Raw genomic sequence first — 12,597 nt, forward strand, 5'->3', positions numbered from 1 at the left:
GACGCAGGGGCGGCGCTGTGTGTTCTGAGTGCAACGTGTTCTCATCTCGCGGCCGCGTTGCTACGGTGCCCCAGCCCTGACGCCGCATCAGATCGAGCACCGGGAGGCCGACCATGCGCGCCCTCGTAGCCGCCGCCATCGGGCTGGTCCAAGTCCTCCTCGTCATCCTCCTCGTCTCGGTGGTCGACCTGCCGCCCGACGGACCCACCTCTCCGAAGCCCCTCCTCACCGCCGACCCCGGCCCCAAGAAGTAGGAGGAGCCAGTCCATGCGCCGCCGAGCCAGCCTCGTCCTGCTCTCCTTCGCCGTCTTCCTCGCCGCGATGGCCCCCACCCTGCGGTGGTACGTCTTCCCCCGCGTGGTGAAGATCCCGCCGAACCAGTACCAAGAGATCGTGCTGGAGGCGAAGCCCGCCACCCTCGTCGACTACTCCACCCTCACGGCCAAGGAGGTCGAGAAGCTCACGATCATCCAGACCCTCAAGGGCAACGTGGAGGAGTCGAAGCGGATCGAGCGCAACGCCGGCCGCGACGTCGTCGTGTGGGACGCGCTCACCTACATCACCGGCCCCGACGGCAAGATGGTCTCCCAGATCCCCGAGCGCTACATCTTCGACGCCCACACCCAGGACCCGGTCAACGCCACCGGGGCGATGGTCGACGGCGACGCCGTCCGGCGCGAGGGCATCGAGTTCAAGTGGCCCTTCCTCACGGAGAAGCGGGACTACCAGTACTACGACGCCCGGTCCCGCACCACGTCCCCCATCCACTACAAGGGCACCCGGACCTTCCGCGGCATGGAGGTCTACTACTTCGAGCAGACCATCCCCTGGACCAAGGTCCCCATGCCCAAGACGATGCCCGTCAAGGGCGTCACGCCCGAGATGATCGCCCAGTCGGGCATGTCCATCTGGTACACCACCAAGCGCATGTTCTGGATCGATCCGGTCACGGGCGCGCCCGTCAACGGTGAGGAGATCCACAAGGAGGAGCTGCGCAACGACAAGACCCAGTGGAAGGTCACCGCCTTCTCCGGCCATGTGAAGATGCGCGAGGACTACATCCGGTCCACCGTCGAGCTCGTCAAGACCAACCGGACGGTGGTCCTCCTCGTGACCTCCTACCTGCCGTGGACCTTCGTCACCCTGGCTCTCGCCCTGCTCGCCCTCGCGCTCTGGCTGGAGGCCCGCGGCCGGCGCCCGGACCCGGCGCCCGCTACCGCTCCCTCCTGAGCCGCGCGCTGGTGTGCCGGGTGGGCTCCGCCGTGGCGGGGTCCTCCGGCCACGGGTGCTTGGGGTAGCGCCCGCGGAGCTCCGCCCGCACCGAGGGGTAGCCGTCCCGCCAGAACGAGGCCAGATCGGCGGTGACGGCCGCCGGGCGACCGGCGGGGGAGAGGAGATGGACCACGACCGGCGTCCCCGCCACCTCCGGCGTCTCCGCCAGGCCGAACATCTCCTGCAACTTCACCGCGAGGACCGGCTGTTCGCCGCCGTAGTCGACCCGTATCCGCGACCCGCTCGGGACCTCGATCCGCTCGGGCGCCAGCTCGCCGAGCCGGCCCGCCTCGCCCGTCGCCCAGGGCAGCAGCCGCTGGAGTCCCTGGCCCGCGTCGATCCGGCCCAGATCGGCCCGCCGCCGCGCCCGGGACAACTCCGGCTCCAACCACTCCTCGGCCCGGTCGAGCAGGGACTCCTCCGTCACCTCCGGCCAGGGGTCGCCCAGGACCCGGTGCAGAAAGCCGAGCCGCTGCCTCAGCTCCTCCGACTCCCGGCTCCATCGCAGCAGCCCGAGCCCCTCGCGCCGCAGCCCGTCGAGCAGCGCCGCCCGTACGAGAACGGGGTCGGCGCCGTCCCTGAGCGGACGCGCGGAGAGCTCTACGGCGCCCAGCCGGGACACGGACCGGGCGACGACGTCGCCGTCCTCCCAATGGACCTCCTCGCCCGCCCGGAGCAGATGCCCCGCGGCGGCCCGAGCCACGCGCTCGTCCACCACGGCCGCCAGCCGCACCCGGGCCGCGGCGCTCCGCACCGGCCGGTCCGCCACCGCCACGGCCAGCCAGGGGGCGCTGCGCAGCCCCGACCCCTCGGCGGGCTCGGCGCCCGTCCCCGACACCATCAGGAACCCGCCGCCCTCCCGGGCCCTGGCCACCCGCTCGGGAAACGCGAGCGCCGTCACCAGACCTGCCACGGCGTCGTCCCCGCCGGCCGTCACGTCCCCGGCGACGCCGAGGCCCGGCCCACCCGGCGCCTCCGGCCCCGCCTCGGCGGCCGAGCGTTCCAGGCGACGGGCCTCCGCCTTCCACCGCGCGCCGTACGCGTCACCGCCCCGCCGCGCCGCACGCCAGGCCGCCGCCAGGTCGTCGCCGTACTCCCGAGGCGGCTCCTCGCTGAGCAGCGCCACCACCTCGGCCGCCCGCCGGACACCCACCTCGGGCGCACCGTCCAGCAGGGCCCTGGCCAGCCGTGGGTGCACTCCGAGCCGTGACATCCGTAGGCCCCGTTCGGTGGCCCGGCCCTCGTCGTCCACCGCTCCGGCTGCCGTCAGCGCGGCACGGGCCGCCGCCATCGCCCCGGCCGGCGGGGCGTCCAGGAGCGCGAGCCCGTTCGCCGTGGGATCGCCCCAGCACGCCGTCCGCAGCGCGAACGACGCCAGGTCCGCGATCTCGATCTCGGGAGAGGGGAAGCGAGAGCGACGCCCGTCGTCCGCCTCCGCCCAGCAGCGGTACACCATGCCGGACCCCTCCCGGCCGGAGCGGCCCGAGCGCTGTGTCGCGCCCGCGATCGACACCGGAACCGTGGCCAGCGACCCGAGGCCCCGGGCGTGGTCCATCCGCGGCTCCCGCGCCAGACCCGAGTCCACGACGATCCGCACCCCCGGGACGGTGAGGCTCGACTCCGCCACGGAGGTCGCGAGGATCACCCGCCGTCGCCCACCCGGCTCCGCCCCGCGCAGCACCGTGTCCTGCACCGCCGCCGGGGCCCGTCCGTGCAGCTGGAGCACGTCGGCGTCGAGGTCCGCCAGCATCCCCGCCGTGCGCGCGATCTCTCCCGTGCCGGGAAGGAAGCAGAGGACGTCGCCCTCGTGGCGCTCGCAGGCGAGCCGGACCGTCGCCGCCACATGGCGCAGAAGGGCGGGATCCACCCAGGTGCCGTGCGCCGGCCGGATCCCGGTGGGCGGTGCGGCGAAGAGGACGCGGTACCCGTGCCCCTCTCCCTTGCCCCACACGATCGGCGCCGGACCGGTGCCGTCCAGGACCGTCAGGAGCTGGGACCACGCCTCGGCGTCGCTGGTGGCCGAGGCGGCGATCAGCTTCAGCTCGGGCCGCAGCGTCGCTCGGACGTCCACCAGGAACGCCATCGCCGTGTCCGCGTCCAGATGGCGCTCGTGGCACTCGTCGAGCAGCACCACGTCCACACCCGCCAGCTCGGGGTCGCGCTGGAGCCGCTGGAGGAGGACGCCCGTGGTCACCACCTCGACGCGGGTCGCCGGCCCGGCCCTGCGCTCGCCGCGCACCGAGAAGCCGACGGCCTCGCCGACGTCCTGGCCCAACAGCCACGCCATCCGCCGCGCCGCCGCCCGCACCGCCATCCGGCGCGGCTCGGCCACCAGCACCCGCCGCCGCGGGCCGTCCCCTATGAGTCCCGCGAGCGCGAGGGGCACCAGCGTCGTCTTGCCGGTGCCGGGAGGCGCGTACAGCACCGCCGTGCCGCGCTCCTCGAGCGCGGTCAGCAGCTCGGGGACGGCATGGCGGACGGGGAGACGGTCGAGTGCGTCGTGTCGGATCACGCACTCAGTTTCGTACGTCGTCGCCGGTGGCGGGCCCGGCTGTCCACAGGCCCCGTCCTTTCATATGACTAATGGGCCCCTCGCGTCTGACGAAGGGGCCCTTGTGTCGTCAGTCCCTCTCGCACACGAAGATCGCCGTCCCCGGGAGCAGATTCCCCCGCAACGGAGACCAGCCGCCCCACTCCTGGCTGTTCCACGCCGGCCACTCCGGCTCCACCAGGTCCACCAGCCGGAAGCCGCCGGCCACCACGTCCCGCACGCGGTCGCCGATCGTCCGGTGGTGCTCCACGTACACGGCCCGCCCCAGCTCGTCCTGCTCCACATAAGGAGTGCGGTCGAAATAGGAGGACGCGACCGACAGCCCTTCCGGGCCGGGCTCGTCCGGGAACGCCCAGCGGATCGGATGCGTCACCGAGAAGACCCACCGGCCGCCGGGCCGCAGCACCCGGCGCACCTCGCGGAAGACCTTCACCGGGTCCGCCACGAACGGCACCGCTCCGTATGCCGAGCACGCCAGGTCGAAGGAGCCGTCGAGGAAGGGCAGTGCTCCCGCGTCCGCCTCGACCAGGGGCACGTCATCGCCGATCCGCAGCGCGTGCTGGAGCTGCCGGTGCGAGAGGTCGAGCGCCACCGGCCGCGCCCCCTGCGTGGCCAGCCAGCGCGAGCACTGCGCCGCCCCCGCGCCGATCTCCAGGACGTCCAGGCCCTTCAGCGACCCGGCCGGGCCAAGCAGACCGGCCTCGGCCTCGTCGAGGCCCTCCGGACCCCATACGAACCGGTCGTCCCCGAGGAAGGCCCCGTGCTCGCTCTGGTACTCGTCCGCGTTCCGGTCCCACCACCCGCGACTCGCCCGGCTGCTCTCCGCGTCGCCGGCGTTTCGCCGGGTCGCCTCCGGCTCCTGGTCGGGTCCGTCTTCCTGTCCGTACTCTTGGTTCATCTCGCCCGTCGATGTAGTTTGCGCACAGCGCGGCTGCGCTGCCCCCCGTGCCGGGACGGCCTGGGAGGACGTGAGTTGTGCCGGTTATGCGGCCATCTGCCCCGGGTGCGCGCTTCGCGCATTGACCCTGTCGGGCTGCCCCCGTATGCTAAAGGTTGCGCTGCGGGCCTGCGCGCCTCAGACGGAGCAGGCCGCGCTCGCACGGTTGTATGTCCCCTCGGTTCTCGAGGCGCCCCACCGTTCAGTCGGGAAAGGCGCTTCATTGGCTGTCCGGCTTCTTCGGTGCGATACGGGCTCACGGCGTAGCAGTACCTACGACTTTCTGTCCGTAACCGGAGCCCTTTCCCACATGACGAGCAGCACCGAGACCACCGCCACCACCCCGCAGGTTGCGGTCAACGACATCGGTAACGAGGAAGCCTTCCTCGCCGCGATCGACGAGACGATCAAGTACTTCAACGACGGCGACATCGTCGACGGCGTCATCGTGAAGGTCGACCGGGACGAGGTCCTGCTCGACATCGGTTACAAGACCGAAGGTGTCATCCCGAGCCGCGAGCTCTCGATCAAGCACGACGTCGACCCGAACGAGGTCGTCAAGGTCGGCGACGAGATCGAGGCCCTGGTTCTCCAGAAGGAGGACAAGGAAGGCCGCCTGATCCTCTCGAAGAAGCGTGCCCAGTACGAGCGCGCCTGGGGCACCATCGAGAAGATCAAGGAAGAGGACGGCATCGTCACCGGTACCGTCATCGAGGTCGTCAAGGGTGGTCTCATCCTCGACATCGGCCTCCGCGGCTTCCTCCCGGCCTCCCTGGTCGAGATGCGTCGCGTCCGCGACCTCCAGCCCTACGTGGGCAAGGAGCTCGAGGCGAAGATCATCGAGCTGGACAAGAACCGCAACAACGTGGTCCTGTCCCGCCGCGCCTGGCTCGAGCAGACCCAGTCCGAGGTTCGCCAGACCTTCCTCACGACCCTCCAGAAGGGTCAGGTCCGCTCCGGCGTCGTGTCCTCGATCGTCAACTTCGGTGCCTTCGTGGACCTGGGTGGCGTCGACGGCCTCGTGCACGTCTCCGAGCTGTCCTGGAAGCACATCGACCACCCGTCCGAGGTTGTCGAGGTCGGCCAGGAGGTCACCGTCGAGGTTCTCGACGTGGACATGGACCGCGAGCGTGTCTCCCTGTCGCTGAAGGCGACGCAGGAGGACCCGTGGCAGCAGTTCGCCCGCACGCACCAGATCGGTCAGGTCGTCCCGGGCAAGGTCACCAAGCTGGTTCCGTTCGGTGCGTTCGTCCGCGTGGACGAGGGCATCGAGGGTCTGGTCCACATCTCCGAGCTGGCCGAGCGCCACGTGGAGATCCCGGAGCAGGTCGTCCAGGTCAACGACGAGATCTTCGTCAAGGTCATCGACATCGACCTCGAGCGTCGCCGGATCTCGCTGTCCCTGAAGCAGGCCAACGAGTCCTTCGGTGCCGACCCGGCGTCGGTCGAGTTCGACCCGACCCTGTACGGCATGGCCGCGTCCTACGACGACCAGGGCAACTACATCTACCCCGAGGGCTTCGACCCCGAGACCAACGACTGGCTCGAGGGCTACGAGACCCAGCGCGAGGCCTGGGAGACCCAGTACGCCGAGGCGCAGCAGCGCTTCGAGCAGCACCAGGCTCAGGTCATCAAGTCCCGCGAGGCCGACGAGGCCGCCGCTGCCGAGGGTGGCGCCGCCGCTCCGGCCGGTGCCCCGGCGGGCGTCTCCGGTGGTTCGTACTCCTCGGAGTCGGACGACAACTCCGGCGCCCTGGCGTCGGACGAGGCCCTGGCTGCCCTGCGCGAGAAGCTGGCCGGCGGCCAGAGCTGAATCGGCTCTGCTGCTAGGCACTAGCTAGCCAACGATCGAGGCCCGCTTCCCTTCGGGGGGCGGGCCTCAGTCGTGCCCGGGGCGCGTCGCTCCACGCGCGCGTGCTCACCTGCTGACACTCCGTTCACGAAATCCGGGCCAGGGGGAATGACCGTGCGCCGCGGGGCGTTCTTTTCTACGAACGCGAGGAGGAGCGGTAATCGTGCTTGATCCCCAGGATTTGTACGAGTGGGACCAGAAGGGCCTGGCCGTGGTGGACGTGGCCCTGGCGCAGGAGTCGGCCGGGCTGGTCATGCTGTACCACTTCGACGGCTACATCGACGCGGGCGAGACCGGCGAGCAGATCGTCGAGCGCCTGCTGGACACGCTGCCGCACCAGGTCGTGGCCCGCTTCGACCACGACCGGCTCGTGGACTACCGCGCCCGCCGGCCGCTGCTCACCTTCCGCCGCGACCGCTGGACGGCGTACGAGACGCCCGCGATCGAGGTCCGGCTCGTCCAGGACGCCACCGGCGCGCCCTTCCTGCTGCTCTCCGGCCCCGAGCCCGACGTGGAGTGGGAGCGCTTCGCCGCCGCCGTCCGCCAGATCGTCGAGCGCCTCGGCGTGCGTCTGTCCGTGAACTTCCACGGCATCCCCATGGGGGTCCCGCACACCCGCCCCGTCGGCCTCACCCCGCACGGCAACCGCACGGACCTCATGCCCGGCCACCGCAGCCCGTTCGACGAGGCGCAGGTGCCCGGCAGCGCCGAGTCGCTCCTCGAGTTCCGGCTCATGGAGTCCGGCCACGACACGCTCGGCGTCGCGGCCCACGTCCCGCATTACGTCGCCCGCTCCTCCTACCCGGATGCCGCACTGTCCGCCCTGGAGGCCGTCACGGCCGCCACCGGGCTTGTCCTGCCCGGCGTCGCGCACGCGCTGCGCACGGAGGCCCGGCGTACGCAGACCGAGATCGAGCGCCAGATTGGCGAGGGCGACGAGGAGCTGACCGCCCTGGTCCAGGGCCTCGAGCACCAGTACGACGCCGTGGCCGGCGCCGAAACCCGGGGCAGCCTGGTCGCGGAGCCCGTGGACCTGCCGTCCGCGGACGAACTCGGCCGCGAGTTCGAGCGCTTCCTCGCCGAACGGGAGGGCGACGCCTAGCGCCCCCGCCGGGCGTCCTAAGCTGCCGCTCATGCTGAAGGTGGGCCTGACCGGCGGTATCGGCGCCGGCAAGAGTGAAGTGTCACGGCTGCTCGTCTCGTACGGGGCCGTGCTGATCGACGCCGACAAGATCGCGCGCGAGGTCGTCGAGCCCGGGACACCCGGGCTCGCGGCCGTCGTGGAGGCGTTCGGGGCGGACATCCTGACCGACGAGGGCACCCTGGACCGGCCGAAGCTCGGCTCCATCGTGTTCGCCGACGCCGACCGCCTCGCCACCCTGAACACGATCGTCCATCCCCTCGTCGGCGCCCGCTCCGCCGAGCTGGAGAGCGCCGCAGGGCCGGACGACGTCGTCGTCCACGATGTGCCCCTCCTCGCCGAGAACGGCCTCGCCCCGCTCTACGACCTGGTCGTCGTCGTGGACGCGTCCCCCGAGACCCAGCTGGACCGACTCGTGCGCCTCCGTGGCATGGCCGAGTCCGAGGCTCGGGCCCGGATGGCGGCCCAGGTCACGCGGGAGGAGCGGCGGGCGGTCGCGGACCTCGTCATCGACAACGACGGGCCGCTGGAGGCCCTGGAACCGCAGGTGCGCAAGGTCTGGGACGAGCTGACCCGGCGGGCCGCCGAGGGCCGCTAGAAGGGGTGCCGGGTGGGGCGGATCGGCGGCGCCTCCGGCTGGGTAGGGATGCCGGCGTGCGACGGCTGTCGGATCGTATTCCCGTACGGAATACCGCTGCCGTTCCCGATGTTGAACCGCCGGAGCAAGGGGAAGGACGCCACCGTGGCCGAGACAAGCCCGGAGACCCACGTCATCGACTTCCGTGCGGCCGAGCAACTGCTCTCGGCCCGTGATCCGCGGGGTGCGATCAAGCTGCTCGACTCGGTCATCGCCGCCCACCCGGAGAGCAGAGCGGCCCGCCTGCTGCGGGCCCGCGCCTACTTCGCGGCGGCTCAACTGCGGGCAGCGGAGCGCGAGTTCCAGCACATCGTGGACCACGAGCCGGACAACGCCTTCGCGCACTTCGCACTCGCCCGCACGTTCCAGCGCTCCGGCCGCCCCGACCAGGCGACCCGGCACTTCCGCCTCGCCGCCGCGCTGGACCCGAAGCCGGAGTACCTCCAGGCGGCCCGCTTCGACGTGGAGGACTGACCGGGCCGCATCGAGCCCCTGGGGGCGTCAGTGGCGGCCCCTGCCGCCGTGGTCGGGCTCGTACGGCGGGATGTCCCGACCGGGCTGCCAGTGCGGTCCCTGGCGGATGTGGTGCAGCACCATCGACATGTCGACGGCGGCCACCACGAACAGCACACCGCAGGCCGCCGCCCACCCGGGCCTGCCGATCAGGGCGAACACCGTCGTACCGAAGACGGCCCAGGCCAGACCCCACAGACTCAGCCAGAACCGCATCCGCAGGGCACTGCGTGCGGTCGCGGGCTCACTCCCAGTACGCATGACGGTCGCATCTCCTGCCGAGAACCCCTGAGGGCCTACTGAAGGTCTACCCCCGAAGAGCGAGGGTGAACGGACCGGCCGAGGGGAACGGCCACCCGTCCCCCTTCGTTCTCGGGGGCATGAGCGGACGGATGCGTGAGGGACACCAAGGGACGGGGCCCGGAGCCATCACCCCGGACGGATGCGCCGTCGATGTCTACCGGCGCCTCGGGGTCGGGAGAGAGCCCGATGTGATCGAGGCCGCCGTACCGGCCGATGCCTCGCTGCTCGAACTGGGCTGCGGAGCGGGGCGGGTGACGGGGCCTCTGGTCGAGCGGGGCTTCGCCGTGACGGCGGTGGACGAGTCGGCCGAGATGCTGGATGCGGTCCGGGAGCGCGTGGCCGGTGCGGAGACGGTGCGGAGCCCGATCGAATCGCTGCGGCTGGACCGGAGGTTCGACGTGGTGATGCTCGCCTCGTACCTGGTGCACACGGCCGAACACAGCGCGAGGCAGGCGCTGCTCGAGACCTGCAGGCGGCATGTGCGGGACGACGGCTGTGTCCTGATCCAGCGCGAGGGCGAAGGATGGCACCTGGAGGTGCCGCGCGAACGCGAGGACCCGGGCGGCTGCACCGTACGGATCGTGTCGGCGGACCCGGTCGGCGACGGCGTCAACTCGGTCCTGGCCGAGTACGTCTTCCCGGACCTGCGCTGGACCCAGACCTTCCTCTCGCGCCCCCTGAGCAGGGAGGACTTCGAACGGTATCTGGGCGAGGCGGGGCTCGCGGTGGACGCCTATCTGACGGACGACGGCACCTGGGTCAGGGCCCGCCCCAAGTCCCCCTGAGAGAGGAGCTCCTCGCGCTGGTCCTCCGGCGCCGGGTGTGAGGCGGCGCGCGACGGGGGATCCGACGTCCGACGGGGGAGGCGGGGATGGACCAGGAAGTCCGTGGAGTCGACGAGTTGCTCCGCAGTGAGGCCGTACGCGAGCGGCGCGGAGCGCTCTGCCGGCGGATCGAGACCGCCGGGATCACCGTCCAGGACATCCTCTGCTGCGAGGACCGGACCGCGTTCGTCGGGCCCGGCTACGCGGACGCGCACACCGTCGTCCTCTCCCGTTCGGGCGGGTATCTGCGGCGGATCGCGGGCGAGGAGTTCTTCGTCGACCCGACCGGCGGCTATCTGACCCGCCCCGGTGACGAACACCAGGTGGCCCATCCGGTCGGTCCGGGTGACCGCTCCACGGAGATCCGTATCGGCGAGCAGCTCCTCGCGGACCGTTTCGACGGCCGGCCCGGCATCCGCAGGTTTACCGTCACCGGCCCCACCGACCTGCATCACCGCGCCCTCCTGGCCGCCGCCCGCCGCGGCGCCGACCCCTTCGAACTGGCCGAACGGCTCCACCGGTTACTGGACCTGGTCGCCGCCTCCGCCGGCCACTGGCGCACCGACGCCACCGCCCGCCCCTCCACCGCGCGTGTGCACGCCGATCTGGTCCGCGACACCTGCGCCGCCCTGGCCACCGGCACCCCCGCGCTCCGCCTCTCCCTGGAGGAACTGGCCCGCGTCGTCGGGGTGTCCCCGCACCATCTGAGCCGGATCTTCCACGCCGTCACCGGGACGACCCTCACGCGCTACCGCAACCAACTGCGCGTGCGCGGCGTCCTGCACGCCCTGGAGGAGGGCGAGGACAGTCTGCGGACCCTCTCGTACGCCTACGGATTCGCCGACCAGGCCCATCTGACCCGGATGTGCCGCAGCAACACGGGCCAGGTTCCCAGCGCCGTACGGAGTCTTCTCGCGGACCGCGCATGAATCTTCAACGCCCGGACGGCGCACGCCCCGCAGGATGGCAGCGGCCGGAATCCCGGCCGGTGCCGTGACACCGGCGGCACCACGTCTTCCGAGCGGGGGAACGACGATGACCTTGCTGGCTCGAGCAGGCATGACCATGGCGGCCGTCCTGACGGCCGCCGCGTGTGTCGGCTCCGCCCCCGGCAGCGCCGCCGGCGCCTCACCCGCGGCGGCACCGGCCGCGGACGCACCCGGGCTCACCGGGCACCGGCCCTGCCCCGGACAGCCCGATGTGACCTGCGCCGATCTCACCGTGCCCCTGGACCGCGGGGGAGCCGTGCCCGGCACCTTGAAGCTCCGGGCCGCGGTCCTCGGCAAGGCCGACGCACCGCGCGGGACACTTCTCTTCCTCACCGGAGGTCCCGGCCAACCGGGCGTTCCCTTCGTCCCGAGGATCCGCGAACGCCTCCCTGACGTGCTCGCCGAGTACCGGCTGGTCATGATCGACCAGCGGGGGACCGGCGGCGGGGCCGTCGACTGCCCCGCGCTCCAGAAGGAGGTCGGCAGCAGCGACACCGTCGCCCCCACCCCGGGAGCCGTCACGGCCTGCGCCGAAAGCCTCGGCAGGAACCGGGACTTCTACACCACCGCCGACACCGTGGCCGATCTCGAGGACCTGCGTCGCGCCCTGCGCGTCCCGTCCTGGACGGTCGACGGGGTGTCGTACGGGACGTTCACCGGCGCCCAGTACGCCCTCGCCCACCCGCAGCGGGTGCGCCGACTCGTCCTGGACTCCGTGGTTCCGTCCGACGGCGCCGGCGTGCTGTACGAGGACTCGCTCGGCCACTCCGCGCAGGTGCTCCGCACCGCCTGCCGGGAACAGCGGTGCGGCTTCGACCCGGCGCGGGATCTCGCGAAGGTGGTACGCCGCGACGGCAACGGAGTCGGCGTCTTCAACCTGCTGGTGATCGCGAGCATCATCGACCCGAAGCTCGACGATCCGCGCTTCGGCATCCTGAACGCCCTCCACGCCTCCGCGGGCGGCGACCGCGCGCGGCTCGACGCGCTCGTCGCCGGCTTCTCCGGACCGTCCGGCGAGAGCCCCGCCGACTTCAGCTCCGGTCTGCACGCCGCCACGCTCTGCGCGGACTCCCGATGGCCCTGGGGTGACTCCGCCGCGCCCGTCGAAGGGCGGGAGCGCGCCCTGAAGCGCGCCGTGCAGCGGATCAGGCCGGCGGACGTCTGGCCGTTCGAACGGGAGACGGCCGGCGGCCAGGGCATCCCGCGGACCTGCCTGCCCTGGCCGGCCTCCCGCCCCCACCGGGCGGCGCCGGGACGCACGCTGACCATGCCGGTCCTGCTCCTGGCGGGGGACCGGGACCTGTCCACGCCGGTGCGGTGGGCCCGCGAGCTCGCCGCGGCCACTCCCCGGGCCGAACTGGTCGTCCTCGAGGGCGCCGGTCACTCGACCCAGAGCCGCAGCGCCGGGGGAGCCCGGGCGGCGACGGAGTTCCTGCTCCGGTAGCGGGTGGGAACCGCACGGCGCGGCCCCCCCCCGGCGGGGGGGCGGGGGGGGGGCGGCGGGGGGGGCCCGCGGCATTTGGCGGGCCCGGGTCGGCGCCCGGGGGGGGGGGCCGGGGGCCACGTAAAGGGCCCGGG

At 72.3% G+C, this 12,597-nt stretch carries 12 protein-coding genes; 9 read left to right on the plus strand and 3 right to left on the minus strand.

Annotated elements, in window-relative coordinates:
• The first annotated feature begins 113 nt into the window (after positions 1-113).
• Together ACFV9D_RS21045 and ACFV9D_RS21050 are read left to right on the plus strand one after the other, a co-directional pair.
• The gene (locus ACFV9D_RS21045; RefSeq protein ID WP_385148111.1) at positions 114-254 is read left to right on the plus strand and encodes an SPW_0924 family protein; all 141 of its coding nucleotides are present in this window, start codon (positions 114-116) and stop codon (positions 252-254) included.
• Positions 255-267: 13 nt separating this feature from the next.
• Entirely contained in the window at positions 268-1,230 is a 963-nt protein-coding gene (locus ACFV9D_RS21050) for a DUF3068 domain-containing protein (protein ID WP_385148114.1), read from the plus strand.
• Here ACFV9D_RS21050 and hrpB read toward each other — a convergent pair.
• Together hrpB and ACFV9D_RS21060 are read right to left on the minus strand one after the other, a co-directional pair.
• On the minus strand, positions 1,214-3,784 hold the full coding sequence (gene hrpB, locus ACFV9D_RS21055) for an ATP-dependent helicase HrpB (protein ID WP_385148117.1): 2,571 nt from the start codon (positions 3,782-3,784) through the stop codon (positions 1,214-1,216). The two genes, ACFV9D_RS21050 and hrpB, sit on opposite strands and share 17 nt — an antisense overlap.
• A 109-nt stretch (positions 3,785-3,893) precedes the next feature.
• Complete coding sequence (locus ACFV9D_RS21060; RefSeq protein WP_385148120.1) at positions 3,894-4,721, minus strand: class I SAM-dependent methyltransferase; 828 nt, start codon at positions 4,719-4,721, stop codon at positions 3,894-3,896.
• A gap of 349 nt (positions 4,722-5,070) precedes the next feature.
• Here ACFV9D_RS21060 and rpsA point away from each other — a divergent pair, with 349 nt between their 5' ends.
• The 4 genes from rpsA to ACFV9D_RS21080 all read left to right on the plus strand — a co-directional run bounded on the left by rpsA (position 5,071) and on the right by ACFV9D_RS21080 (position 8,864).
• On the plus strand, positions 5,071-6,573 hold the full coding sequence (gene rpsA / locus ACFV9D_RS21065) for a 30S ribosomal protein S1 (protein ID WP_019885395.1): 1,503 nt from the start codon (positions 5,071-5,073) through the stop codon (positions 6,571-6,573).
• Between the two features lie 202 nt (positions 6,574-6,775).
• Positions 6,776-7,714: a PAC2 family protein gene (locus tag ACFV9D_RS21070; protein WP_385148123.1), complete on the plus strand. Its 939-nt coding sequence runs from the start codon at positions 6,776-6,778 to the stop codon at positions 7,712-7,714.
• A gap of 31 nt (positions 7,715-7,745) precedes the next feature.
• On the plus strand, positions 7,746-8,351 hold the full coding sequence (gene coaE / locus ACFV9D_RS21075) for a dephospho-CoA kinase (RefSeq protein ID WP_385148126.1): 606 nt from the start codon (positions 7,746-7,748) through the stop codon (positions 8,349-8,351).
• 144 nt (positions 8,352-8,495) lie between these two features.
• Positions 8,496-8,864, plus strand: a complete 369-nt coding sequence (locus ACFV9D_RS21080) for a tetratricopeptide repeat protein (RefSeq protein WP_385148128.1) — start codon at positions 8,496-8,498, stop codon at positions 8,862-8,864.
• Positions 8,865-8,891: 27 nt separating this feature from the next.
• On the opposite strand, the gene ACFV9D_RS21085 is transcribed toward ACFV9D_RS21080, so the two are convergent.
• Positions 8,892-9,164: a DUF6343 family protein gene (locus tag ACFV9D_RS21085; protein ID WP_385148131.1), complete on the minus strand. Its 273-nt coding sequence runs from the start codon at positions 9,162-9,164 to the stop codon at positions 8,892-8,894.
• A gap of 131 nt (positions 9,165-9,295) precedes the next feature.
• Between ACFV9D_RS21085 and ACFV9D_RS21090 the strand changes: the two genes are divergently transcribed.
• The 3 genes from ACFV9D_RS21090 (at position 9,296) to ACFV9D_RS21100 (ending at position 12,463) form a co-directional block, all read left to right on the plus strand.
• Positions 9,296-9,991 carry a class I SAM-dependent methyltransferase gene (locus ACFV9D_RS21090; RefSeq protein ID WP_385148134.1) on the plus strand — a complete coding sequence of 232 codons (696 nt, stop codon included), beginning with the start codon at positions 9,296-9,298 and terminating at the stop codon, positions 9,989-9,991.
• 86 nt (positions 9,992-10,077) lie between these two features.
• Positions 10,078-10,959, plus strand: a complete 882-nt coding sequence (locus ACFV9D_RS21095; RefSeq protein ID WP_385148137.1) for a helix-turn-helix domain-containing protein — start codon at positions 10,078-10,080, stop codon at positions 10,957-10,959.
• 106 nt (positions 10,960-11,065) lie between these two features.
• The gene (locus ACFV9D_RS21100) at positions 11,066-12,463 is read left to right on the plus strand and encodes an alpha/beta hydrolase (RefSeq protein ID WP_385148139.1); all 1,398 of its coding nucleotides are present in this window, start codon (positions 11,066-11,068) and stop codon (positions 12,461-12,463) included.
• Positions 12,464-12,597 lie beyond the last annotated feature (134 nt).

Origin of the sequence: Streptomyces sp. NPDC059875, assembly GCF_042731085.1 — a bacterium.
In the GTDB taxonomy this organism is placed as follows: domain Bacteria; phylum Actinomycetota; class Actinomycetes; order Streptomycetales; family Streptomycetaceae; genus Streptomyces.

Bases quoted from the DNA above. Each gene is read 5' to 3' on its own strand.
- rpsA (WP_019885395.1), top strand. From the start codon at position 5,071: ATGACGAGCAGCACCGAGACCACCGCCACCACCCCGCAGGTTGCGGTC.
- ACFV9D_RS21045 (WP_385148111.1), top strand. From the start codon at position 114: ATGCGCGCCCTCGTAGCCGCCGCCATCGGGCTGGTCCAAGTCCTCCTC.
- ACFV9D_RS21085 (WP_385148131.1), bottom strand. From the start codon at position 9,164: ATGCGTACTGGGAGTGAGCCCGCGACCGCACGCAGTGCCCTGCGGATG.
- ACFV9D_RS21060 (WP_385148120.1), bottom strand. From the start codon at position 4,721: ATGAACCAAGAGTACGGACAGGAAGACGGACCCGACCAGGAGCCGGAG.
- ACFV9D_RS21050 (WP_385148114.1), top strand. From the start codon at position 268: ATGCGCCGCCGAGCCAGCCTCGTCCTGCTCTCCTTCGCCGTCTTCCTC.
- ACFV9D_RS21100 (WP_385148139.1), top strand. From the start codon at position 11,066: ATGACCTTGCTGGCTCGAGCAGGCATGACCATGGCGGCCGTCCTGACG.
- ACFV9D_RS21095 (WP_385148137.1), top strand. From the start codon at position 10,078: ATGGACCAGGAAGTCCGTGGAGTCGACGAGTTGCTCCGCAGTGAGGCC.
- ACFV9D_RS21090 (WP_385148134.1), top strand. From the start codon at position 9,296: ATGCGTGAGGGACACCAAGGGACGGGGCCCGGAGCCATCACCCCGGAC.
- coaE (WP_385148126.1), top strand. From the start codon at position 7,746: ATGCTGAAGGTGGGCCTGACCGGCGGTATCGGCGCCGGCAAGAGTGAA.